A 22,228-nucleotide genomic window follows, 5' to 3' on the forward strand; every position below is an offset into this window, starting at 1 on the left:
GCATGCTGGTTTTCACCCATCCCGCCTGTCTGCAACACGATCCCGGCCGTGGCCACCCCGAAAGCCCCCAACGCCTGCAAACGGTCCTGGACGCCCTGGAAGCGGCATTCCCCGACCAGCTCGACTGGCGCCAGGCCCCGCCGGCGAAGCTGGGTGAGCTGGCCCGGGTCCACGACAGCGCGCTGATCGACCTGGTCCTGCAGCCGCAGACCGAGCCGCTGCGCCTGCTCGACATGGACACCATGACCTCGCCAGGCTCGGCCAGTGCGGCCCTGCACGCGGCCGGGGCCGGCGTGGCCGCGGTCGATGCGGTGATGCTGGGCGCGGACCCGGTGGCCTTCTGCGCGGTCCGTCCGCCGGGCCACCACGCCACCGCGACCACCGCGATGGGCTTCTGCCTGTTCAACAACATCGCCATCGCCGCTGCGTATGCGCGCGACCGGTATGGGCTGGAACGCATCGCGATCATCGATTTCGACGTCCACCACGGCAACGGCACCCAGGACATCTTCATCGCCGACCCGGGGGTGGCCTACTACAGCACCCACCAGGCCGGGCTGTTCCCGAACTCCGGGCTGCGCCGCGACCGCGGGGCCGGCAACCTGCTCAACATCCTGCTGCCGCCAGGCAGCGGTGGCTTCCGCTTCCGCAATACCTGGGCCGACGAGATGCTGCCGGCGATCGACGATTTCCGCCCGCAGCTGCTGCTGATCTCGGCCGGCTTCGATGCGCACATGCGCGACCCCCAGGCCGACCTGATGCTGGAAACCGACGATTTCGCCTGGATCACCACCGAGCTGCGTACCCTGGCGCGCCGCCACGGTGGCGGCCGGGTGGTGTCGATGCTGGAGGGCGGATACGACCTCCAGGCGCTGGCCGAATGCAGCGTGGCCCACGTCGGCGCGCTGCGCTGAGCCGGCGCAATCCGGGCCGGCGCTGAACCCGGACCCCTTGTCGCCAATCGCCTTCATTGCCCCTATGCAAGGGATGGGGCAAGCTACGGTCCGTTTTCGCCCGAATCCGATACCGCGTGCGCCGAGCCCTCCGCCTGCTGCCCCTCCCCCTCAGCATCGCCATCTGCCTGCCGGCCCTGGCCGACGAAAAGCCGGTGAGCTGGGGCCTGTGTCCGGCCACTGACGTGCTGCCCGTCTTCAACGATGCTCCCCAAGCCGACAAGGCCGCAGCCGCCACGCGCGACCAGCAGCCCACCGACATCGAGGGCGACCAGCTGACCGGCACCTCGACGGTGCCGCAATACCAGGGCAACGTCGCGCTCAAGCGTGGCGACCAGTTCCTGGGCACCGACCACCTGAGCTTCGACACCGAAAGCGGCAATTACATCGCCGAGGGCAACGTCCGCTACCAGGACTCCTCGATCCGCATGGTCGCCAAGCGGGCCGAAGGCAACCAGGAAGCGGACACCCACAAGATTTCCGACATCCAGTACCAGCTGGTGTCCCGCCGTGGCAATGGTGGCGCCGAATCGATCGACCTGCAGGGCGCCGTGGGGCAGATGCACCGCTCCACCTACACCACCTGCGATCCGTCGCAGCCGGTGTGGAAGCTGTCGGCACCGCAGATCGAAGTGGACAACGACGAAGGCTTCGGCACGGCGCGCAACGCCGTGCTGCGCATCGGCAAGGTGCCGGTGCTGTGGGCGCCCTACTTCAAGTTCCCGATCGACGACCGGCGCCAGACCGGCCTGCTGTACCCCCAGCTGGGCCTGTCCGGCCGCAACGGCTTCGATTACACCCAGCCGATCTACCTGAACCTGGCCCCGAACTACGACGACACCCTGATGCCGCGCTACATGAGCAAGCGCGGTTTCATGCTCGACAACGAGTTCCGCTATCTGTACGACGGCGGCCGCGGCGAACTGCTGACCGCCTACCTGCCCAACGACAAGCTGCGCGACAAAGACCGTGGCCGCGTCGAATACACCGGTTATCACAACGTCAACGCGCAGTGGCAGGCGCGGGCAAGCCTGGCCTGGGTCAGCGACGAGCGCTACGTGGAGGACTTCTCCAACCGGCTGCTGGGCGTGACCACGTCCAATCTGCAGAGCCAGATCGGCATCTACGGTACCGGCGAGAACTGGACCGGCGGCCTGATGGCCGACTACTGGCAGCTCACCGACTACACCCTGACCGAAGACGCGCTGCCGTATGCGCGCCAGCCGCGGGCGTTCTTCACCTGGGACAAGCCGCTGCTGCCGTGGCTGGAAGCCGGCGTCTACGCCGAAGCGGTGCGCTTCACCCACGACGACAACCGCCGCAAGATCATCGATGCCGATGGCGAGTACATCCGCTCCGGAGTGGTCGACCCGCGCTTCAACGGGTCGCGCCTGGACATCAAGCCGTACGTGTCGATGCCCTTCAGTGGCGCGGCCTGGTATGTCACCCCGACCGTGGCCTGGCGCTACACCGCCTACGACCTGGAGCGCGGGCTGGCCGACGACATCCGCCGCAGCCAGTTGACCCCGGAACAGTTGGCGGTTGCCACGCCCGAGCAGCTGCGCGGCAACACCTCGCCCAGCCGCAGCCTGCCGATCGGCACGATCGACGCCGGCCTGTTCTTCGACCGCGAGACCACCATCGGCGGCACCCGCTTCCTGCACACGCTGGAACCGCGCCTGTTCTACCTGCGTACGCCCTACCGCGACCAGAGCGACCTGCCGGTCTTCGATACCCGCGATTTCACCTTCAGCTGGGGCCAGCTGTTCCGCGACTCGCGCTACTCCGGCGCCGACCGCCAGAACGATGCCAACCAGCTGACGATGGCACTGAGCACCCGCTTCATCGATCAGGAGACCGGCAAGGAACGCTTCTCCGGCAGCATCGGCCAGATCCTGTATTTCGATGATTCGCGGGTGACCCTCAACAGCAGCGAGACCCCGGTCGAGAAGGGCAAATCGGCCTGGGTGGCCGACGGCAACTACGCCATCAACGACCGCTGGACCTTGGGCGCCACCTACCAGTGGGATCCCAAGTACAAGCGCGAAGACCTGGCCAGCGTGCGTGCGCGCTACCTGATGTCCAACGACGGCATCATCAACCTGAGCTACAGAAGCCGCCTGAATCCGCAGGCGTCGAACACCACGACCCGCTTCGACCGGACGCTGCTGGAGCAGGCCGACCTGTCCTTCCTGTATCCCATCAACGAGCGCTGGAGCCTGGTCGGCCGCTACTACTACTCCATCAAGGACAGTGCCCCGCTGGAAATCATCGGCGGCGTGCAGTGGGACAGCTGCTGCCTGGCCGTGCGTGCGGTGGCCCGACGCTATGTGCGCAACCGCGAGGGCGACCTGAACAACTCCTTCCAGATCGAGTTCGTCCTCAAGGGCCTGAGCTCCATCGGCCAGAACACGGACCGCACCTTGCGCCGTGCTATTCTCGGTTATTACCGCGACGACCTGTATCTCGTGCCGCCCAGCAACACCGGCGCGTCGCGGGACGACTACGATCCGAACCAGATCCCATGACCAAGACCCTTCCCGTTCTTCTCGCTTCCCTGCTGGCGGTGTCCACCGCATCGGTGCCGTTGCAGGTCCTGGCCCAGCAGAGCCAGCCGCTGGATCGAATCGCTGCCGTGGTCGACGAAGACGTCGTGCTGCAGAGCGAACTGGACCGTGCGATCCAGAACATCAAGGCCCAGTACGCCGGCCGCGAGGGCCAGCTGCCACCGGATGACGTGCTGAGCCGCCAGGTGCTCGAGCGACTGGTCCTGGTCAAGCTGCAGGTCGCCCGCGCCGAAAGCAGCGGCATCAAGATCAGCGATCAGGAACTGAACCAGGCCCTGAACGCGATTGCCCAGCAGAACGGCTCCAGCCTGGACGCCCTTCGCCAGCGCCTGGCCAAGGACGGGATCGATTTCAACGACTTCCGTGCCTCGGTGCGCGATGAAATCACCGTGCAGCGTCTGCGCCAGAGCTTCGCCCAGAGCCGCATCAGCGTCAGCGAGGGCGAAGTGGATGCCGCGCTGAAGCAGCAGGCAACGGTGGGGACCCAGTATCACCTCGCCCACATCCTGATCGGCCTGCCCGAGGGGGCCAATGCCGACCAGATCGCCACCGGCCAGAAGAAGGCCGACGGTGTGAAGGCACTGCTGGACAAGGGCGAGCTGGACTTCAACGCGGCCGCCGTGCGCTATTCCGACAGCCCCAACGCGCTGGAAGGCGGCGACCTGGGCTGGCGTACGCTGGATGAAATCCCCAATGCGTTCGCGCAGATGATGAGCCAGATGAAGGCTGGCGACGTGATCGGTCCGCTGCGCGGCCCGAGCGGCTTCCAGCTGCTGAAGCTGGTGGAAGTGCGTGATGCCAATGCGGCGGCCGGCACCGGCAACACCGTCACCGAGTACCACGCCCGCCACATCCTGGTGCGCGTGAACGACCAGCAGGACAACGCCGCAGCCAAGGCCAAGATCGAAACGCTGCGCGCCCGCATCGCTGGCGGCGCGGACTTCCAGGCCGTGGCCAAGGAAGCCTCCGAAGACAACAACAGCAAGGGCCAGGGCGGCGATCTGGGCTGGTTCCCGGCCGATGCGTTCGGTCCGGACTTCGGCCGCCAGGTCGAAAGCGTCGCCGACGGCGGCGTGAGCCAGGCCTTCCGCACCGACGCTGGCTGGCACATCGTGCAGCGCGTGGCGACCCGCCAGACCGATGCCACCAACGACAACCAGCGTGCGCAGATCCGTGAAACGATCGGCCGCCGCAAGCTGGAGGAAGAGTACAACCGCTTCCTGCAGGAACTGCGCGGCGAAGCCTATGTCAGCTTCCGCAGCGGCGACCGGGCGGAAAACACCGCCACGCCTCCGCAGTCCTGATCGATGATCCCGCAGCTCGCGCTGGTACCGGGCGAGCCGGCCGGGATCGGTCCGGAACTCTGCCTCCGCCTCATCCAGCAGCCGCGCACCGATTGCCGGCTGCTCGCCTTCGCCGACCCGGACACCCTGCGGGCGGCGGCGGCGGCACTCGCGCTGCCCCTGCAGCTTCTGCCTGAAGACGCCATCGCCCGCCAGCCGGGCGATCTGCCGTTGTGCGAGGTGCGCAACACCACCCCGTCGCGCTTCGGCGAACCGGATCCGGCCAATGCCGGCGCCGTGATCGGCGCCCTCCTCCAGGCCGGCCAGGCCTGCCTGGACGGTCGTCTGGACGGCGTGGTCACCGGCCCGGTGCACAAGGCCGTGATCAACCAGGGCGGCATCGCCTACAGCGGCACCACCGAGCTGCTGGCCGACCAGGCCGGGGTGGAGGTGGTGATGATGCTCGCCAACGACATCGTGCGCGTGGCCCTGGCCACCACGCACCTGCCCCTGCGCGCGGTCGCCGATGCGATCACCGCCGAGGGCCTGACGGCCACCCTGCACACCGTGCACGCCGCGCTGCGCCGCGAGTTCGGCATTGCCACGCCACGCATCGCCGTGCTCGGGCTGAATCCGCATGCCGGCGAGGACGGGCACCTGGGCCGCGAGGAGCTGGACCTGATCATCCCGCTGCTGGACCGGCTGCGGGCGCAGGGCATGGACCTGGTTGGCCCGCTGCCGGCCGACACCGCCTTCCTGCCGGCCAGACTGACCGGCTTCGACACCGTGCTGGCCATGTACCACGATCAGGGCCTGCCGGTGCTCAAGTACAGCGGCTTCGAACAGGCCGTCAACATCACCCTGGGCCTGCCCTACCCGCGCGTGGCGGTCGATCACGGCACCGCGCTGGAGCTGGCCGGCCGGGGCATCGCCGATCCCTCCAGCCTGCTTGCCGCCACGTCCCTGTGTGCCCGGCTGGCGCGCCAACGTAAACTGGTGCCATGACTTCCCCGTATTCCCCCTCCGCCGCCGGGTTCACCGCGCCGGCCAAAAAGCAGCTCGGCCAGCACTTCCTGGCCGATCGCAGCTACATCGACAAGATCGTGCTGGCCGTGAACCCCAAGGACGACGACCGGCTGGTCGAGATCGGCCCGGGTCAGGGCGCGATCACCCTGCCGCTGCTGCGCCGCCATCCGCGCCTGACCGTGATCGAGTTCGACCGCGACCTGATCGCACCGCTGACCGCCGCCGCCGCGCCGTTGGGCGAGCTGACCATCGTGCACCGCGACGTGTTGCAGGTGGACTTCACCGAGCTGGCCGACGGCGGGCAGATCCGCCTGGTCGGCAACCTGCCCTACAACATTTCCTCGCCCATCCTGTTCCATGCAATGGAACACGCCGCGGTGATCCGCGACATGCACTTCATGCTGCAGAAGGAAGTGGTGGACCGCATGGCGGCCGAACCCGGCAGCAAGGTCTATGGCCGGCTGAGCGTGATGCTGCAGGCCTGGTGCAGGGTGACCTCGCTGTTCGTGGTGCCGCCGGGTGCGTTCCGGCCGCCGCCGAAGGTGGATTCGGCCGTGGTGCGGCTGGTGCCGCGCGATCCGGCCACGGTCGGCATCCTCGACCGCAAGCGCTTCGCCGATGTGGTCCGGGCCGCCTTCGGGCAGCGCCGCAAGACCCTGCGCAACGCACTCAACAACGTGGTCAGCGCCGCACAGTTCGAGGCCGCCGGCGTGCGCAGCGATGCCCGCGCCGAACAGCTCGAGGTGGCGCAGTTCATCGCGCTGGCCAACGTTCCGCACCTGGACGGCGACGACGTGCCCCAGGGTTGAACGCGACGCCACGCGCCAGCCTGCGCTGCGCTCACCTCAACCTGCACAACACCCTCTAAACTGCCTGCATGAACGACGCTGCAAACTATGCGATCTCGGTCGAGGTCGCTCCGCGCTTTCTCGACGACCAGTCCACGCCGGAGGACGGACGCTATGCGTTCGCCTACACGATCCGCATCCACAACGAGGGCCGGATCGCGGCGCGGCTGGTGGCGCGGCACTGGCGCATCACCGATGCCAACGGCCGTATCGAGCATGTGGATGGCGATGGCGTGATCGGCGAGCAGCCGCGCCTGCGGCCGGGTGAAGACTTCCGTTACACCTCCGGTGTCATGCTGGAAACGGAACACGGCACGATGCAGGGGCACTACGACATGGTGGCCGACGACGGCACCGAGTTCGCCGCACCGATCGCGCCGTTCGTATTGACCGTTCCGCGCACATTGCACTGATGGAGGCGCACGCATGAGTGTCTGGGCCATCGGCGACCTGCAGGGCTGCTACGACGTCACCCAGCGGCTGCTGGAGAAGATCCGCTTCGATCCGGCGGTGGATACGCTGTGGTTCTGTGGCGACCTGGTCAACCGCGGCGGTCAGTCGCTGGAAACGCTGCGACTGGTGCATTCGCTGCGCGACAGCAGTGTGGTGGTGCTCGGCAACCACGATCTGTCGCTGCTGGCCGTGGGCGCGCGGACCGAAGAAGAGCAGCGCAAGGTCAACCCGGATCTGCTGCGCATCGTGCAGGCCGAGGACCGCGACGTCCTCCTGGACTGGCTGCGGCTGCAGAAGCTGGCCCACGTCGACCGCGACCTGGGCTGGATGATGATCCATGCCGGGCTGGCGCCGAAGTGGACCACCCAGCTGGCCGAGAAGCATGCCCGCGAAGTGGAGATGCAGCTGCACGGCAGCGGTTACCGCAAGCTGTTCCGCAACATGTATGGCGACAAGCCGGCGTGGTCGCCGGGCCTTTCCGGCTACGACCGCTCGCGCGCGATCATCAACCTGTTCACGCGCATGCGCTACTGCACGCCGCGCGGCCGCATCGGCATCGAGGACAAGGGCACGCCGGGCACCCAGGAACAGGGGCTCTACCCCTGGTTCGAGGTGCCGGGCCGGGTGGAGCGCGACCTCAAGATCGTGTGCGGCCACTGGTCTGCGCTGGGCCTGACCATCACTCAGGGCGTGCACGCCATCGACACCGGTGCGGTGTGGGGCGGCAAGCTCACCGCGCTGCAGCTGGACACCGACGAACTGCGCGTGGTGCAGGTACCCGGCCGCGATGTCCCCAAGCCGGTCTCCGCGCCGCGACCGCCGGCACGCCGGCCGGCCAGCGAAGGCACCTCCGAAGGCCGACCTGCCCGCCAGGGCGGCCCTGGCCAACGTGACCGCCACCGCGGCACGGGTCGCCCGACGCCGCAGGTACAGGCGCAGGCCCATCCCCGGAACGCGGACGTCACCAGCGACAGCGAGTGAGGCCACAGCCGGTCCTGGCGACCGGCCCGTGCTTCAGCGACGGCCGTAGTCCACGAAATCGAACGCCACCGCGTGCCGGGCATCGGCCGGGTGATGTTCGCGCGCCACTTCGACCCACAGCGCCGGGTCAACGGCCGGGAAGTGGGTATCGGCGGCGACGACGGTATCCACCCAGGTCAGGTGCAGGTCGGTGGCCTGCGCCATGACCAGGGCGTAGATCTGCCCGCCCCCGATCACGCACAGCTCGTCGGCCCCATCGGCGCGGGCCTGCTGCAGCGCCTGTTCGACCGATTCGACTGCCTGCATGCCCTCGAACGGCACCTCGCCGGTGCGGGTGAGGACCAGATTGCGGCGGCCCGGCAACGCGCGGCCCAGCGATTCGGCGGTACGCCGGCCCATCAGGATCGGCTTGCCCACGGTCAACGCCTTGAAGCGCTTGAGGTCGTCGGGCAACTGCCACGGCAACTGGTTGTCGTGGCCGATGCCGTGCTGGCGGTCGAGGGCGGCAATCAGGGAGAGCTTCATGGCAGGTCGAATCCGGGCGGCACGGCGGCGCACAGTATACGAAGTGCCTGTTGGCGCGCGGCGAGGCCACCGGCGGCGAAGCGAAGGGCAGCCGGCTCGACGCTACCGTGCCGCGCAGCGCGCGCGCTCGGCGCGGATTGCGGCGAGCTGGCCGTCGAATCCGGCGATGTAGTCGGCGTCTTCCTCGCGGCGCGCCTGCAGCAGGTCGACGCGGTCGTTGATGACGTCTGCGAGCGCCGGGGTGTCGAGCATCGCCGCCCCGAGCTCAAGCGGGGGCACATGACCAATGCGCCCGTTGAGCCTGCGCAGCTGATCCAGCGAGAACGCCGAGGCGACCACCTGGTCAACCTGCGCCAAGTGCCCCGCTTCCTGCATGGCCGGGCGCAACGGCGCGATGTAGGTCGCCGCGATCGGCGCCAGCGCGGCCTCTGCCGCGTGCCGGCAGGCCTCGGGCAGGCCCTCCGGTTCGTCCCCGGTGAAGTTGTCCAGGATCGACCTCTCGATGTCGTCCAGCAGCGCGCGGGTGTAGATCGCCAGCACGTCGTGATTGAGCCGTTGCGCCAGCGACAGCGCTTCCTCGCCGGGCCCGGCCAGCGCAGGCAGTGCCAGCGCGCCGCATACCAGGGCCGCCACGGCCCGCCTCCTCCGATGTGTCACCTGCATCCTTGACCGTCCATCTCCATCTCCAGGGCCGGTCACCCTACACCAGCCCGCGCGCCCGGGGCGAGCCTCAGGCGGCGCCCCCGGCTGCGCTCAGACCGCGACCGGCGCCTTGATTGCCGGGTGCGGGTCGTAGCCGTCGATGCGGATGTCGTCGAACTGGAAGCCGAACAGGTCGGTGACCTGCGGATTCAGCCACAGCGTGGGCAGCGCGCGTGGCGTACGCGACAACTGTTCGCGGGCCTGCTCGATGTGATTCGAGTACAGGTGCGCATCGCCCAGCGTATGCACGAAATCGCCCACGCCCAGCCCGGTGGCCTGGGCGACCATGTGCGTGAGCAGCGCGTAGCTGGCGATGTTGAACGGCACGCCTAGGAAAATGTCGCCGCTGCGCTGGTAGAGCTGGCAGCTGAGCTTGCCGTCGATCACGTAGAACTGGAACAGGTTGTGGCACGGCATCAATGCCATCTGCGACAGTTCGCCCACATTCCAGGCACTTACCACCAGGCGCCGCGAATCCGGATTGCGCTTGATCTCCTCGACCAGCCACTGCATCTGGTCGATCGAACCGCCGTCGGCGGTGGCCCAGCTGCGCCACTGTCTGCCGTACACCGGACCAAGATCGCCGTTGGCATCGGCCCACTCGTCCCAGATGCGGACCTGGTTGTCCTTGAGGTAGCCGATGTTGGTATCGCCCTTCAGGAACCACAGCAGCTCGTGGATGATCGAGCGCAGGTGCAGCTTCTTGGTGGTGACCAGCGGAAAGCCCTCACCCAGGTTGAAGCGCATCTGCCAGCCGAACACGCTGCGCGTGCCGGTGCCGGTACGGTCGGATTTCTCCGCGCCGTGGTCCAGCACGTGCTGCAGCAGATCCAGATACGGCTTCATGCCTTCGCTCCGGCCGGCGACGCCGGCAGTTGCGGCTGCAGCACCGGCGCGCGGCGCGACAGCACCAGCAGCACCAGGCCGAACACCACCAGCGGCAGGCTCAGCAGCTGGCCGCGGGTGAACCAGTCGAAGGCCAGATACACGCCGTTGTCGGGCATGCGCACGAACTCGACCGCGAAGCGGAAGATGCCGTACATCAGCGCGAACAGGCCCGCGATCACATAGCGATGGCGCGGCTTGGCCGACACCGCCCACAGCACCACGAACATCACCAGGCCTTCCAGCAGGGCTTCATACAACTGCGACGGATGGCGGGCGTACTGATTGAGCGCGCCCGTGGCGAACTGCGCCTTGAGCGTGGCGGCATCGAGCGCATTCAATGGCGCCGGCAGACCGCTGGGGAACACCACACCCCAGGTGCCGTCGGTGTACTTGCCCCACAGCTCGGCGCCGATGAAGTTGCCGATGCGGCCGAAGCCCAGGCCCAGCGGCACCAGCGGGGCCATGAAATCGATGGTGTCGAACAGGTGCAGGCGATGCCTGCGCGACCACCACCACGCCGCGAACAGCACGCCCAGCAGGCCGCCGTGGAAGCTCATGCCGCCATCCCACACCTTGAACAGCAGCAGCGGGTTGTGCAGGAAGTCGCCCAGCGCATAGAACAGCATGTAGCCCACGCGCCCGCCCACCACCACGCCGAGCATGGCGTAGAACAGCAGGTCGGAGAAGCCGTCGGCATTCACCCCCGGCAGGCGCCCGGCCGCGATGCGGCGACGCCCCAGCCACCAGGCCGCCATGAAGCCGAGCAGGTACATGATGCCGTACCAGTGCACTTTGACCGGCCCAAGCGAGATGGCGATGGGGTCGATGTCGTGGAAATAGATCATGGGCGATGCCTTGCAGGTAAGCGGCTATTCTCGGGGTACGGCCGCGCTACCTCAACCGAGCAGTTGGGGGGTGTTGGGCAGACCGTCATCCTTTGACCCGGTGCCGGGCGGATAGTGCCCGGCCAGCAGATCGGACACTTCGTTGATCGCCTGCAGCACCGCGTCCTGCAGTTCACCCTGGCGCAGACGTGCCTGCATGTGGGCGCAGATCGCCTGCCACTGGGCCTGGCCGATCCGCCCGCGCAGGCCACGGTCGGCCACCAGTTCGATCGCGTGGTCGGCCAGCAGCAGGTACACCAGCACGCCGTTGTTGTGCTCGGTATCCCACGTGCGCAACTGGGCAAAGGCGGCTTCGGCGCGCTGGCGCGGGCTGACCCGGTGCCACAGGGCCATTAGCGGCAGGTCGCTTTCCACGGCAAACATCACCTGCCCGCCGTGGCGCCGTTCGCCGGCCGTGATCGCGTCGGTGATCGCCTGCAGCCGGGCTGGCGGGAAGGCGCGCCGCACCGACGGGGAGAAAAGATGTCGCCACCAGCGCATCACCAGCCTCCCGAGGCGCCACCGCCTCCTGAACGTCCGCCCCCACCGCCCCAGCTACCACCGCCGCCGAAGCCGCCGCCGCCTCCACCCCAGCCACCCCCGCCGAAGCCACCGCCCCCGCCCCAGCCCCCACTGCGGGCAAAGCGGCCGGCCTTGCTCGAGGACAGACCGATGAACAGCGCCACCAGCCCGGCCAGGCCACTGGCCAGCCACAGCGAGGTGAACAGGAACGCGGCGACTGCCGCGCCGGCACCGCCCAGCAGTCCGCGCAGCGGGCGTGGCACCCCGCTCAACAGCGCACGCAGGACGCTGCCGACGAAGAAGCCGATCACCAGGGCAAAGGTCCAGCCGTCGCCATCCGGGTTGCGGGTGGCGCGGTGGTCGCTGACCGGTGCCGGCAGCTCCTCGCCGTCGATCAGTGTGACCAGCGCGCCGGTGGCCGCGGACAGGCCGCCGGCATAATCGCCGGTGCGGAACTGCGGGGCCAGGTACTCCTGGATCACGCGATTGGCGATCGCATCGGGAATCGCGCCTTCCAGCCCGTACCCCGGTTCGATGCGCACCCGGCGATCATCTTTGGCCACTACCAGCAGCACGCCGTCGTCCACGCCCTTGCGGCCGATCTGCCACTGCTCGAACACGCGCTGGGTGTACTGCTCGATCGATTCGGGCTGGGTGCTGGGCACCATCAGGATCTGCAACTGGCTGCCCTTGCGCTGCTGCAGGGCCAGCGCCTGGGCTTCAAGCGCCTGCGTCTGCGCGGCATCCAGGGTGCCGGTGGTGTCCACCACCGGCGAGGTCAACGGCGGAATCGCCGCCTGCTGGGCCCACGCCGCCGGCGCCAGGCACAGGGCGAGCAGCAGCAGGAAGCGCAGCAGGCGCGCGGTCACGGGCTCAGTGCGCCGGCTGCGGGGTCTGCGGCGCGGGCGCCGGCGCCGGCGCCGGAGCGGGCGCCTGCGAACCGAACTTGACCGCCGGCGGCTGGGAAATCTGCGCCTCGTTCTCGACGGTGAAGTTCGGCTTGGTCGCATAGCCGAAGATCTTGGCCGTGATCACCTGCGGGAACTGGCGGATGAAGGTGTTGTAGTCCTGCACCATCTGGATGTAGCGGCCGCGCGCCACGGTGATGCGGTTCTCCGTGCCTTCCAGCTGCGCCTGCAGATCGCGGAAGCCCTGGTCGGACTTCAGGTTGGGGTAGTTCTCGGTGACCACCAGCAGCCGCGACAACGCGCCGCTGAGTTCGCCCTGCGCCTGCTGGAACTGCTTGAGCGAGTCGGCGTCGTCGGCGTTGACGTTGACCTGGCCGACGCGGGCGCGGGCATTGGTGACGTCGGTCAGCACCTGGCGTTCCTGGTTGGCATAGCCTTCCACGGTCTGCACAAGGTTGGGGATCAGGTCGGCACGGCGCTTGTACTGGTTGAGCACTTCGGCCCAGCCGGCCTTGACCTGCTCATCCTTCTGCTGGATGGCGTTGTAGCCGCAGCCGGACAGCAGGGAGGCCAGTACGGCCAGGAACAACAGTCGGGAGAACGATCGCATGGCCGGCTCCGGCTCTCGATGACGGGAGTCCGGAGCATGCCACGAACGGGGTCGGTGCGCCGTGTTCAGCCAGATGCGACACGGCGGACCGACCCGGCCGTCACCACTGGCCGGCGCCCGGCACGTTGTGGGCCACGGCGCGGCGGCGCATCAGCAGGTTCAGCCATTCCACCAGCACCGAGAAGCCCATCGCGGCGTAGATGTAGGGCTTGGGCACGTGCACGTCCAGGCCATCCAGGATCAGCACCGCGCCGATCAGCAGGATGAAGGCCAGGGCCAGCATCTTCACGGTCGGGTTGGCATCGATGAAGCGGCCCAGCGGGTTGGCGGCCAGCAGCATCACGGCGACCGAAAGCAGGATCGCGGCGACCATCACCGGCACGTGCTCGGCGATGCCGACGGCGGTGATGACCGAATCCAGCGAGAACACGATGTCGATGATGGCGATCTGGGCGATCACCAGGCCGAACACGGCCGAGGCCTTGGTCGTGGTGGGATCTTCGTCTTCACCGCCGGTGATCAGCTCGCGGATTTCCATGCCGCCCTTGATGATCAGGAACAGGCCGCCCACGATCAGGACCAGGTCACGGATGGAGATGCCCATGCCGGCCACGGTGAACAGGTTGGCCTGCATGTGTGCCAGGTAGGCCAGCGAGACAAGCAGCAGAATGCGGGTGATGCAGGCCACCGCGATGCCGAGCTTGCGCGCGAACGGGCGGCGCGCTTCCGGCAGCTTGCTCACGGCGATCGAGATGAACACCAGGTTGTCGATGCCGAGCACGATTTCCAGCGCGCTCAGGGTCAGCAGGGTCAACCAGACATTGGGGTCGGACAGCAACTCAAGGAACATGGACTTCCATCCTTACAGGGGGGATGACGCGCCGCAGACGCGTCAGAAAAAGTGCGGTACCAGGATCAGGCCCCAGCACACCAGGACATTCATCATCAGCACGAAGACCGCGGCCGACCCCATGTCCTTGGCGCGCCCGGCCAGTTCATGGAACTCGCTGCCGTAACGTTCGATCACCGCTTCGATGGCCGAGTTGGCCAGCTCCATTGCCAGCACCAGCAGCATCGAGCCGATCATCAGCGCACGCTCGACCGGGGTCTGGCCCAGCCAGAGCGCCAGAGGTGCGAGCACCACCAGCAGGTAGACCTCCAGGCGGAACGAGGACTCGTGCAGCCAGGCTGCCCGCAGCCCCTGCCAGGACCACACCGCCGCCTTGAAGATGCGTCGCGGGCCGCGGGGCATGTGCCCCATTTCGTCAGCCACGGCAACGGACTCCACTGCGCGGGGTGGGCCGGAACAGAGGTAACAGCGCACGGCTGGCAGTCATGGGCATCGCTGAATGGGCGGTCAATCCGTCATTTTGCCACAAGCCCGTTGCCGGCACGGACGCAGGCCCGGAATGGCCCGATGGGGCACGGCGGAAACCGGGCGGAGCTTCTATGATGAACGCCCTGCCTGAATGGAGATTGCGATGACGTACCGCCGCCCCCTGCTGCTCGCCCTGGCGCTGGCCTGCGCCCTGCCGGCGCTGGCCCGCAGCCCCGTCCCGCCGGCCGCGCCGCAGGTGCCGGCCCAGGTCTCCAACGTGGCCTGGGCCGGGGACATGGACCAGTTCGCCGCCGCCGACAAGGCGGCGCCGCCACCGCGCGGCGGAATCGAGTTCATCGGCAGCTCCTCGATCCGCATGTGGGACACCCTGGCCGCCGATTTCCCGGGCCAGAAGGTGTTCAACCGCGGCTTCGGCGGGTCGGAAGTGCGCGACAGCACCTGGTACGCCGACCGGATCGTGATTCCGTACGCGCCGTGCAAGGTGTTCTTCTACGCCGGTGACAACGATCTCAACAGCGGCCGCAGCCCGGCGCAGGTGCGCGACGACGTGGTGGCGTTCGTGCAGCGCGTGCACCGCGACCTGCCGAAGACGACCGTGGAAGTGATCTCGATCAAGCCCAGCCCGTCGCGCGCGCAGCTGCTGCCGGCGGTGGTCGAAGCCAACGGGCTGATCCGGCAGGCGCTGGCCCGGATGCCCAACACCGGCTACACCGACATCTACACGCCAATGCTGGGTGCCGACGGCCAGCCACGCGCGTCGCTGTTCCGGGAGGACATGCTGCACATGACCCCGGACGGCTATGCGATCTGGCGCGAGGCATTGGCGCCCAAGGTGCGCTGCGAATGACGGCAGCGCCCGGCGTTGCCGCAGGTCAGCGGTAGACGATCGTCGCCTGGGTGCCGACGCCGGGTTCGCTGGTCAGGGTGATCTTCCAGCCGAACCGGTCGCACAGGCGGCGCACGATCGACAGGCCCAGCCCCGTGCCCTGCGGGCGGGTCGGGTCGGCCCGGTAGAACGGCTCGAAGGCGCGGCCCAGGGCGTCGGCCGACATGCCGATGCCGGTGTCGCGCACCACCACCCGGTCCTGCTCGACGTCCACCTCGATGCTGCCTTCGTCGGTGTAGCTGCAGGCATTGCGCAGCAGATTGCTGACCACCACCTGCAGCACCCGCGGCGGCGCGTGCAGGTGCACCGGGCCTCCGCTGTGCATGTGGATCTCCACGGGCCGGCCGGCCAGCAGCTCGCGTGCGTTGTCGACCTCGTAACGCACGATGTCGTTGACATCGAACAGTTCGACCTGCGGCTCCACGTCCGCCTCGCGCGCAAGGATCAGGAACGCGTCGATCACCGCCTCCATGTCCCGCCCGGCGCGCTGGATGCGCTGCAGGCCGCGACGCAGGCGCGGAGTCATCTCCGCATCGCCCAGGGCCATGTCGCTGGCGACGCGGATCACGGTCAGCGGCGTGCGCAGCTCGTGACTGGCATCGCGGGTGAAGTTGCGCTCGCGCGCCACATGCGCACTGACCCGCGTGGCCAGCGAATGCAGCGCGGCCGCGAGCTGCCGGGTTTCACCCTGCATGTCCGCCGGCAGCTTGTCCGCCGCCAGGTCCGCCGCTTCCGGATGCCCGGGGTCCCAGCGCGAGACCCGCCGCGCCAGCCAGTTCACTGGCGACACCAGCCGTTTGGAGGCCCGGTAGGTGATCCAGGACGCGCCGTACACCGCCAGCAGGGTCAGCAGCACCGGCACGATGCCGAACCAGAAGGCCAGCATCTCCGCGCGCGAGCGCAGGAACACCAGATACAGCTGGCCCTCCTCGCGGGCATCGACCAGGACCAGCTGGTCGTCGTCCTTCAGCTCGTGGAACCCCGGCCCCAGCGTGCGCAGGTTGGCCGGCAGGCTCAGGCTGGACTGCCCCGCCTCCAGCAGATAACCGCGGATGTTCTGGGTGTTCGGCGGCGGTTGCGCCGGCGAGGCGTCGTGGAGCTGCCAGAAATAGGCGGCTTCCTCGCGCAACGCGCTGCTGACCAGGCTGTGCTTGATGACCAGCGACACCAGCCATGCGCCCAGCAGGATGCCCAGACTGGCCAGCACGGCTTGGAGGATGAAGACGATACGTATCTTGCGCGGCAGACCGTGCGGCATTACGGGGTCCAGGGCGGTTCGCCGCGATTATAGGAAAGCGCGCCGTGATTCCATCGTGCAAGGAACCCGGACGACCGGGAAGGTGCCAGGTCGTCGAGGGTCCCAGGGCCCCGCAGGGCCCACTCGGTCATACTGTCGTCACGCGATGCGCTCAGCTCATCGGCTGGGCGATATCGGCGATCCGGTAGCCCGCACTCTGCACCGTGTGCAGCAGCGGGCGATCGAACGGCTTGTCGATGATCTTGCGCAGGTTGTAAAGATGGCTGCGCAGGGTGTCCGAATCCGGCAGACCGTTGCCCCAGATCTCGCGCTCGATTTCCTGGCGCGTCACCACCCGGGGCGACTCGCGCATCAGGATCGTGAGCAGACGCAGGCCGATCGGCGACAGCTGCAGCTCGGTGCCCGCACGCGTGGCGCGCATGCTGACCGGATCGAGCACCAGGTCGGCGACCTTCAGCACTTCCGAGCCCACCTGCCGGCGCTCGCGGCGGATCAGGGCGCGCAACCGCGCTTCCAGTTCCTGGATGGCGAAGGGTTTGGTCAGGTAATCGTCGGCGCCAAAGCCCAGACCGGTCAGCTTGTCATCGAGCGTGTCGCGCGCGGTGAGCATCAACACCGGGGTGGACTTGCGGGCGTCGTTGCGCAGCCGGCGGCAGACTTCGATGCCGTCCAGACGCGGCAGCATCAGGTCCAGCACGACCACGTCATAGCTGTTTTCCGCTGCCAGGCGATAGCCGTCCAGCCCGTCCTGGGCGTAGTCGACCTCGAAGCCGCGGCCTTCCAGGTATTCACCGATCATCTCGGAGATGTTGCGGTTGTCTTCGACCACCAGCACCAGGCCGGCGGTTTCCTTTGTCTGACGCATGAGAGTCCCTCTTTCTTCAGCTTTGTGAAACATGCCGCATGGGCAGTGGACGCCGTGTGAAGCCGGTCACGACACAATCAGAGCAGGGGTCTCAGCAGGGGCCAGACGTTGTCCAGCACCCGGGGTTGCGCGGCAGCGGTGGGATGCAGACCGTCGGCCTGCATCGATCCGGGCTGCAGCGCCACCCCCTCCAGCAGGAACGGCAGCAGCGCCACCTTGTGCTGCCGCGCCAGATCGGCATAGACCTGCTTGAGCCGCTGCCGGTAGGCCGGGCCGTAGTTGGGCGGCACGTCGATGCCCAGCAGCAGCACGTTGGCCCCGGCCGCCTGGCTGGCCAGGATCATCTTCTCCAGATTGCCGCGCAGCTGGGCGGGGGTCAGCCCGCGCAGGGCATCGTTGCCGCCCAGTTCGATCACCACCACCGAGGGCCGGTGCTTCTGCAGCAGGCCCGGCAGCCGGGTCAGCGCTCCGGAGGAGGTTTCACCGCTGATGCTGGCATTGATGATCGCCGGCGGCGGTTTGATCTGTTGGTTGACCCGCTGTTGAAGCAGGTTCACCCAGCCCGAGGCCGCCGGGATATTGTGGGCGGCACTGAGGCTGTCCCCGACCACCAGCACCGCATGGCGGGGTTCCGGACCTTTGGCACACGCCAGCAGCGGCCACCACAGCAATGCTGCCAGCACCACGATCCACCCGGCCTGATGCCGCTTCCACTTCGCTCGGTACATTGGAGAATCCTCATCGACAGCCTGTCCCCCCGCAGCGCGCCCGTCGCCATTTCCGCCCACGATGTCGGCAAATCCGCCCGTGGCCCGGAGGGTGAAGTCCACATACTGGACAACATCGGCATGACCGTCCATGAAGGCGAGAGCGTGGCGATCGTCGGCGCTTCAGGTTCCGGCAAGACCACCCTGCTCGGCCTGCTCGCCGGGCTGGACCTGCCCAGCCGTGGCCGCATCACCCTGGCCGGGGAATCGCTGGACACGCTGGACGAGGAAGCCCGCGCGCAGCTGCGCGCGCGCGAGGTCGGCTTCGTGTTCCAGAGCTTCCACCTGTTGCCGGCGCTGACCGCCGAAGAGAACATCGCCCTGCCGCTGGAGCTGGCCGGGCGCGAGGATGCGGCGCGGGTGCGCGAAGTACTCGAGCAGGTCGGCCTCGGCCACCGTGCGCGCCACTATCCGCGCCAGCTCTCCGGTGGCGAGCAGCAGCGTGTGGCGCTGGCGCGCGCGTTCGTTGCACGCCCGCGCATCCTGTTCGCCGACGAGCCCACCGGCAGCCTGGACCAGGCCACCGGCCAGCAGATCAGCGACCTGCTGTTCGCGCTCAACGCCAGCAGCGACACCACGCTGGTGCTGGTCACCCACGACCTGCGCCTGGCCCAGCGGTGCGAGCGCATCTACCGCCTGGATGGCGGCCGTCTGGTCGACGCGTCCGTCGGCACGCCGGCATGAATGTCATCCGTCATGCCGCGCGGGCGCTGCGCCGCGAGTTTCTCGCCGGTGACCTGCTGACCGTGTTCGCCGCGCTGGTGCTCGGCGTGGCGGTCATGACCGCAGTCGGCACCCTGGTCAACCGGGTCACGCTCGCCCTGACCAGCAGTGCCGCCGAGATGCTGGGGGGCGACCTCGGGCTGAGCGCACGTGAGGACGTGCCGGCGCGGTTTGCCGACGCCGCGCGCACGCGCGGGCTGGCGAGCACCCGCATGGTCAGTTTCCCCAGCGTGCTGTTCCACGGCGACGACAGCCAGATGGCCAACATCAAGGCGGTCAGCGCGGGCTATCCGCTGCGCGGCGAGCTGCGCGTTGGACGTGCCCTGCACGATGCCGCCAGCGAAACTGCCGGCACGCCGCCACCGGGAGAGGCCTACGCCGATCCTCGGCTGATGCAGGCACTGGGGCTGAAAATCGGCGATGCGCTGGAGTTCGGCGCCGGGACCCTCACCGTCACCCGCGTGCTGCAGGCCGAGCCGGACACGTCCGGCGAGCTGATGCAGTTGTCGCCGCCGCTGCTGGTCAACCGTGTCGATGTCGACCGTGCCGGCCTGCTCGGTCCCGGCAGCCGCGCCTCCTACCGCATGATGTTCGCCGGGCCGCCCGAGGTGATCGCCGACTTCCGTGCATGGCTGGCGCCGCAGGCCAAGGGCTACCGCATCGTCGGCATCGCCGATACCCAGCGTGGCGTCCGCGGCGCGTTTGACCTCGCGGGCCGCTTCCTGTCGCTGGCCGCCCTGCTGGCGGTGCTGCTGGCCGGCGTGGCCACGGCCCTGGCGGCCAACCGCTTTGCGATGCGCCGGATCGACCAGGTGGCCATCCTGCGCTGCCTCGGCGCGCGCCAGCGCGACATCCTGGCCGCGATGGCGCTGCAGTTGGTGATGCTGGCCATCCCGGCCTGTCTGGCCGGCATCGGTCTGGGGCTGGCCGCGCAGGCCGGGCTGGTGCAGGCACTGGGCGGGCTGGTGCCCAACCGCCTGCCCCTGCCGCAGGCGACGCCCGCGTTGAGCGGTGCCGGCATCGGCCTGGTGCTGCTGCTCGGCTTCGGCCTGCCGCCGCTGCTGCGGCTGCGCGGGGTGCCGCCGATGCGCGTGCTCAACCGCAGTTTCGCCGCACTGCCCCCGAGCTCGTTGCTGGTCTACCTGGCGGCGCTGGCCGCCACGGTGGCGCTGACCGTACAGGCCACCGGTGATGTGCGCCTGGCGGCCTGGGTGCTTGGCGGACTGGCGGCGCTGGCCGCGCTCGCGGGCGGCGTGGGCGCGCTGCTGCTGTGGCTGCTGCGTGGCCTGCAGGGCCGCCTGCGTGGGCGCTGGAAGCTCGGGGTGGCGGCGCTGACCCGGCGCCGCGGGCTGGCAGTGATGCAGTTGGTGGGGCTGTCGCTGTCGCTGTGCGCGTTGCTGCTGCTGTCGGTGGTGGGCCCGGGCCTGCTGGCACAGTGGCGCGACCGCCTGCCCAGCGATACGCCCAATTATTTCCTGATGAACATCCAGCCCGGGCAACGCGCGGCCGTGCTGGCGACCCTGCAGGAGCTGGGCGTGATGGCGCCGGGCATCGAGCCGTTCAGCACCGGCCGCCTGCTGGCCGTCAACGACCGCGCGCCGCAGCGGCAGCAGCGCGAGGACAACAGCAACGACGACGACGATGCCAACCGCCCGGTCAACTTCTCCTGGCGGCGCGATTTCCCGCCAGCCAACCAGCTGCTGGAGGGGCGTTTCTGGGCCGTCGGGAGCACGGCGGCGGAGGCATCGATCGAGCAGGGCTGGGCCGAGCGCTATGGCATGAAACTGGGCGATACGGTGACGCTGCAGATGGGCGAACAGGAACGCCGGTTCACCATCACCAGCATCCGCAAGGCCGACTGGGATTCGTTCCGGGTCAATTTCTTCCTGCTGCTCAACGAGGGCGCGGTGGGCGATGCGCCGTACAACCTGATCACCGCGTTCCATCTGCCGCGCGCGCAGGCGCCGGCGCTGGCGGGCCTGACCCGGGAGCATCCCAACATCTCGCTGCTGGACATCGATGGCATTCTCGAGCGCGTGCGCGAGGTGGTCGATCGGGTGACCCAGGCGGTGCAGCTGGTGATGGGCTTCAGCCTGCTGGCCGGGCTGCTGGTGCTGCTGGCGGCGCTCCAGGCCACGGCCGGCGAACGCCGCTATGACAGCGCCGTGCTGCGCACGCTGGGCGCGACCCGTTCCCAGCTGCGTGGGGCGGTGCTGGTGGAGTTCGGGCTGCTGGGGCTGCTGTCGGCGCTGCTGGCGGTCGCGACGGCGGCGGTGCTGGGCAGTGTGGTGGCGCGCCAGGTGTTCGAGCTGCAGCTGAGCCCGCCGTGGGGGCCGCTGCTGGTGGGCGGCGCGCTGGGCGTGCTGCTGAGCATGGCGTCGGGCTGGCTGGGCACGCGGCGCATCCTGCGCACCCCACCGGCGCTGGCGTTGCGGGAGGCCTGACCGGCCAACCGGCGCGGCGGCCGCATGCTGACACACTGCTGCCGCCGCGCCCGGTATCCTGCGCGCCCCCGTTCCCAGAGATCGCCCGGATGCCCGGCACGTCATTCACCGCCTATCTGTACCCCGTGTTGCTGCTGTTGGGCAGCAACATCTTCATGACCTTCGCCTGGTACGGGCACCTCAAGTACAAAAGCGCGCCGCTGATGACGGTGATTCTGGTCAGCTGGGGCATCGCGTTCTTCGAGTACTGCCTGCAGGTGCCGGGCAACCGGCTGGGCAGCGCGGTGTATTCGGCCCCCCAGCTCAAGGGCATGCAGGAGGTGATCACACTCGTGGTGTTCGCGGTGTTCTCGGCGGTGTACCTGGAGCAGCCGTTGAAGTGGAACCACTATGCGGCGTTCTGCCTGATCGTGATCGCCGCGCTGCTGATGTTCAAGGAATAGGACGGGCCGTCTCGGCCGCCACCCCGTAGCGCCGGGCTCTGCCCGGCTGCGCGCGCAGCGCGCCTGGGGTAAATATCGGCCGCCACACCGTAGAGCCGGGCTCTGCCCGGCTACGCGCGCAGCGCGCCTAGGGGTATCGGCCGCGGAACGGAGAGCAGCCGAGCAGAGCTCGGCTCTACGAGGGGGCTGCAAGCCGACCGTTGGCCGGCTGCGCGCGCAGCGCGCCCGGGGTATCGGTCGCGGAACGGAGAGAGCCGGGCTCTGCCCGGCTGCGCGCGCAGCGCGCCTGGGGTAAATGTCGGCCGCCAGACCGTAGAGCCGGGCTCTGCCCGGCTGCGCGCGCAGCGCGCCTG

General features: G+C 68.6%; 23 protein-coding genes. 11 read left to right on the top strand and 12 right to left on the bottom strand.

Features of this window, described 5'->3' with window-relative positions; genetic code table 11:
- The first annotated feature begins 2 nt into the window (after positions 1–2).
- From GDJ08_RS11145 to GDJ08_RS11175, 7 genes are all read left to right on the top strand, one after another.
- On the top strand, positions 3–914 hold the full coding sequence (locus GDJ08_RS11145; RefSeq protein ID WP_017356472.1) for a histone deacetylase family protein: 912 nt from the start codon (positions 3–5) through the stop codon (positions 912–914).
- Between the two features lie 116 nt (positions 915–1,030).
- Positions 1,031–3,481, top strand: a complete 2,451-nt coding sequence (lptD, locus tag GDJ08_RS11150; RefSeq protein WP_153164884.1) for an LPS-assembly protein LptD — start codon at positions 1,031–1,033, stop codon at positions 3,479–3,481.
- Positions 3,478–4,824 carry a peptidylprolyl isomerase gene (locus tag GDJ08_RS11155; RefSeq protein WP_017356470.1) on the top strand — a complete coding sequence of 449 codons (1,347 nt, stop codon included), beginning with the start codon at positions 3,478–3,480 and terminating at the stop codon, positions 4,822–4,824. Before lptD ends, GDJ08_RS11155 begins: the two co-directional genes overlap by 4 nt.
- Before the next feature lie 3 nt (positions 4,825–4,827).
- The gene (gene pdxA / locus GDJ08_RS11160; RefSeq protein ID WP_017356469.1) at positions 4,828–5,808 is read left to right on the top strand and encodes a 4-hydroxythreonine-4-phosphate dehydrogenase PdxA; all 981 of its coding nucleotides are present in this window, start codon (positions 4,828–4,830) and stop codon (positions 5,806–5,808) included.
- Complete coding sequence (gene rsmA / locus GDJ08_RS11165) at positions 5,805–6,638, top strand: 16S rRNA (adenine(1518)-N(6)/adenine(1519)-N(6))-dimethyltransferase RsmA (protein WP_017356468.1); 834 nt, start codon at positions 5,805–5,807, stop codon at positions 6,636–6,638. The genes pdxA and rsmA overlap by 4 nt, the downstream gene beginning before the upstream one ends.
- A gap of 68 nt (positions 6,639–6,706) precedes the next feature.
- Positions 6,707–7,090 (top strand): Co2+/Mg2+ efflux protein ApaG, encoded by a 384-nt coding sequence (apaG, locus tag GDJ08_RS11170; RefSeq protein ID WP_017356467.1) that lies wholly within the window; start codon positions 6,707–6,709, stop codon positions 7,088–7,090.
- A gap of 13 nt (positions 7,091–7,103) precedes the next feature.
- Positions 7,104–8,111, top strand: a complete 1,008-nt coding sequence (locus tag GDJ08_RS11175; protein WP_136003726.1) for a symmetrical bis(5'-nucleosyl)-tetraphosphatase — start codon at positions 7,104–7,106, stop codon at positions 8,109–8,111.
- A 33-nt stretch (positions 8,112–8,144) separates the two neighbouring features.
- Here GDJ08_RS11175 and GDJ08_RS11180 read toward each other — a convergent pair whose 3' ends face one another.
- The 9 genes from GDJ08_RS11180 to GDJ08_RS11220 all read right to left on the bottom strand — a co-directional run bounded on the left by GDJ08_RS11180 (position 8,145) and on the right by GDJ08_RS11220 (position 14,423).
- Complete coding sequence (locus GDJ08_RS11180) at positions 8,145–8,636, bottom strand: dihydrofolate reductase (RefSeq protein WP_153164885.1); 492 nt, start codon at positions 8,634–8,636, stop codon at positions 8,145–8,147.
- Positions 8,637–8,738: 102 nt separating this feature from the next.
- Positions 8,739–9,269 (bottom strand): hypothetical protein, encoded by a 531-nt coding sequence (locus tag GDJ08_RS11185; protein WP_153164886.1) that lies wholly within the window; start codon positions 9,267–9,269, stop codon positions 8,739–8,741.
- 120 nt (positions 9,270–9,389) lie between these two features.
- On the bottom strand, positions 9,390–10,184 hold the full coding sequence (locus tag GDJ08_RS11190) for a thymidylate synthase (RefSeq protein WP_017356027.1): 795 nt from the start codon (positions 10,182–10,184) through the stop codon (positions 9,390–9,392).
- A complete protein-coding gene (gene lgt, locus GDJ08_RS11195; protein ID WP_017356026.1) occupies positions 10,181–11,071 on the bottom strand; it encodes a prolipoprotein diacylglyceryl transferase in 891 nt (296 codons plus the stop codon). The genes GDJ08_RS11190 and lgt overlap by 4 nt, the downstream gene beginning before the upstream one ends.
- Before the next feature lie 51 nt (positions 11,072–11,122).
- Positions 11,123–11,611, bottom strand: coding sequence for a TPM domain-containing protein (locus GDJ08_RS11200; RefSeq protein ID WP_017356025.1), 489 nt, complete (start codon positions 11,609–11,611; stop codon positions 11,123–11,125).
- Entirely contained in the window at positions 11,611–12,501 is an 891-nt protein-coding gene (locus GDJ08_RS11205; RefSeq protein WP_153164887.1) for a TPM domain-containing protein, read from the bottom strand. Before GDJ08_RS11205 ends, GDJ08_RS11200 begins: the two co-directional genes overlap by 1 nt.
- Before the next feature lie 4 nt (positions 12,502–12,505).
- A complete protein-coding gene (locus GDJ08_RS11210) occupies positions 12,506–13,150 on the bottom strand; it encodes a LemA family protein (protein WP_153164888.1) in 645 nt (214 codons plus the stop codon).
- A gap of 100 nt (positions 13,151–13,250) precedes the next feature.
- On the bottom strand, positions 13,251–14,000 hold the full coding sequence (locus tag GDJ08_RS11215) for a TerC family protein (RefSeq protein WP_017357185.1): 750 nt from the start codon (positions 13,998–14,000) through the stop codon (positions 13,251–13,253).
- A gap of 42 nt (positions 14,001–14,042) precedes the next feature.
- Positions 14,043–14,423 (bottom strand): diacylglycerol kinase, encoded by a 381-nt coding sequence (locus GDJ08_RS11220; RefSeq protein WP_153164889.1) that lies wholly within the window; start codon positions 14,421–14,423, stop codon positions 14,043–14,045.
- A 208-nt stretch (positions 14,424–14,631) separates the two neighbouring features.
- Here GDJ08_RS11220 and GDJ08_RS11225 point away from each other — a divergent pair, with 208 nt between their 5' ends.
- Complete coding sequence (locus tag GDJ08_RS11225; RefSeq protein ID WP_136003717.1) at positions 14,632–15,336, top strand: SGNH/GDSL hydrolase family protein; 705 nt, start codon at positions 14,632–14,634, stop codon at positions 15,334–15,336.
- 25 nt (positions 15,337–15,361) lie between these two features.
- Here the strand turns inward: GDJ08_RS11225 and GDJ08_RS11230 are convergent, their stop codons facing one another.
- From GDJ08_RS11230 to GDJ08_RS11240, 3 genes are all read right to left on the bottom strand, one after another.
- Positions 15,362–16,633, bottom strand: a complete 1,272-nt coding sequence (locus tag GDJ08_RS11230; protein ID WP_153164890.1) for a sensor histidine kinase — start codon at positions 16,631–16,633, stop codon at positions 15,362–15,364.
- Between the two features lie 151 nt (positions 16,634–16,784).
- A complete protein-coding gene (locus tag GDJ08_RS11235; RefSeq protein WP_017357189.1) occupies positions 16,785–17,498 on the bottom strand; it encodes a response regulator transcription factor in 714 nt (237 codons plus the stop codon).
- Between the two features lie 77 nt (positions 17,499–17,575).
- Positions 17,576–18,226 (bottom strand): arylesterase, encoded by a 651-nt coding sequence (locus GDJ08_RS11240; RefSeq protein ID WP_017357190.1) that lies wholly within the window; start codon positions 18,224–18,226, stop codon positions 17,576–17,578.
- 120 nt (positions 18,227–18,346) lie between these two features.
- Between GDJ08_RS11240 and GDJ08_RS11245 the strand changes: the two genes are divergently transcribed.
- The 3 genes from GDJ08_RS11245 to GDJ08_RS11255 all read left to right on the top strand — a co-directional run bounded on the left by GDJ08_RS11245 (position 18,347) and on the right by GDJ08_RS11255 (position 21,875).
- Positions 18,347–18,949, top strand: coding sequence for an ABC transporter ATP-binding protein (locus GDJ08_RS11245; RefSeq protein ID WP_017357191.1), 603 nt, complete (start codon positions 18,347–18,349; stop codon positions 18,947–18,949).
- Entirely contained in the window at positions 18,946–21,432 is a 2,487-nt protein-coding gene (locus tag GDJ08_RS11250) for an ABC transporter permease (RefSeq protein ID WP_153164891.1), read from the top strand. Before GDJ08_RS11245 ends, GDJ08_RS11250 begins: the two co-directional genes overlap by 4 nt.
- 89 nt (positions 21,433–21,521) lie before the next feature.
- On the top strand, positions 21,522–21,875 hold the full coding sequence (locus GDJ08_RS11255) for a DMT family protein (RefSeq protein ID WP_136003706.1): 354 nt from the start codon (positions 21,522–21,524) through the stop codon (positions 21,873–21,875).
- The last annotated feature ends 353 nt before the right edge of the window (positions 21,876–22,228 follow it).

This window comes from Stenotrophomonas nematodicola (assembly GCF_009467805.1).
Taxonomy (GTDB): domain Bacteria; phylum Pseudomonadota; class Gammaproteobacteria; order Xanthomonadales; family Xanthomonadaceae; genus Stenotrophomonas; species Stenotrophomonas nematodicola.

Coding starts and splice junctions, on each gene's coding strand:
- GDJ08_RS11225 (WP_136003717.1), top strand. CDS start 14,632: ATGACGTACCGCCGCCCCCTGCTGCTCGCCCTGGCGCTGGCCTGCGCC.
- GDJ08_RS11215 (WP_017357185.1), bottom strand. CDS start 14,000: ATGTTCCTTGAGTTGCTGTCCGACCCCAATGTCTGGTTGACCCTGCTG.
- GDJ08_RS11180 (WP_153164885.1), bottom strand. CDS start 8,636: ATGAAGCTCTCCCTGATTGCCGCCCTCGACCGCCAGCACGGCATCGGC.
- lgt (WP_017356026.1), bottom strand. CDS start 11,071: ATGATCTATTTCCACGACATCGACCCCATCGCCATCTCGCTTGGGCCG.
- GDJ08_RS11145 (WP_017356472.1), top strand. CDS start 3: ATGCTGGTTTTCACCCATCCCGCCTGTCTGCAACACGATCCCGGCCGT.
- GDJ08_RS11255 (WP_136003706.1), top strand. CDS start 21,522: ATGCCCGGCACGTCATTCACCGCCTATCTGTACCCCGTGTTGCTGCTG.
- apaG (WP_017356467.1), top strand. CDS start 6,707: ATGAACGACGCTGCAAACTATGCGATCTCGGTCGAGGTCGCTCCGCGC.
- GDJ08_RS11200 (WP_017356025.1), bottom strand. CDS start 11,611: ATGCGCTGGTGGCGACATCTTTTCTCCCCGTCGGTGCGGCGCGCCTTC.
- GDJ08_RS11245 (WP_017357191.1), top strand. CDS start 18,347: ATGACCGTCCATGAAGGCGAGAGCGTGGCGATCGTCGGCGCTTCAGGT.
- GDJ08_RS11230 (WP_153164890.1), bottom strand. CDS start 16,633: ATGCCGCACGGTCTGCCGCGCAAGATACGTATCGTCTTCATCCTCCAA.
- GDJ08_RS11235 (WP_017357189.1), bottom strand. CDS start 17,498: ATGCGTCAGACAAAGGAAACCGCCGGCCTGGTGCTGGTGGTCGAAGAC.
- GDJ08_RS11155 (WP_017356470.1), top strand. CDS start 3,478: ATGACCAAGACCCTTCCCGTTCTTCTCGCTTCCCTGCTGGCGGTGTCC.
- rsmA (WP_017356468.1), top strand. CDS start 5,805: ATGACTTCCCCGTATTCCCCCTCCGCCGCCGGGTTCACCGCGCCGGCC.
- GDJ08_RS11190 (WP_017356027.1), bottom strand. CDS start 10,184: ATGAAGCCGTATCTGGATCTGCTGCAGCACGTGCTGGACCACGGCGCG.
- pdxA (WP_017356469.1), top strand. CDS start 4,828: ATGATCCCGCAGCTCGCGCTGGTACCGGGCGAGCCGGCCGGGATCGGT.
- GDJ08_RS11210 (WP_153164888.1), bottom strand. CDS start 13,150: ATGCGATCGTTCTCCCGACTGTTGTTCCTGGCCGTACTGGCCTCCCTG.
- GDJ08_RS11250 (WP_153164891.1), top strand. CDS start 18,946: ATGAATGTCATCCGTCATGCCGCGCGGGCGCTGCGCCGCGAGTTTCTC.
- GDJ08_RS11175 (WP_136003726.1), top strand. CDS start 7,104: ATGAGTGTCTGGGCCATCGGCGACCTGCAGGGCTGCTACGACGTCACC.
- GDJ08_RS11240 (WP_017357190.1), bottom strand. CDS start 18,226: ATGTACCGAGCGAAGTGGAAGCGGCATCAGGCCGGGTGGATCGTGGTG.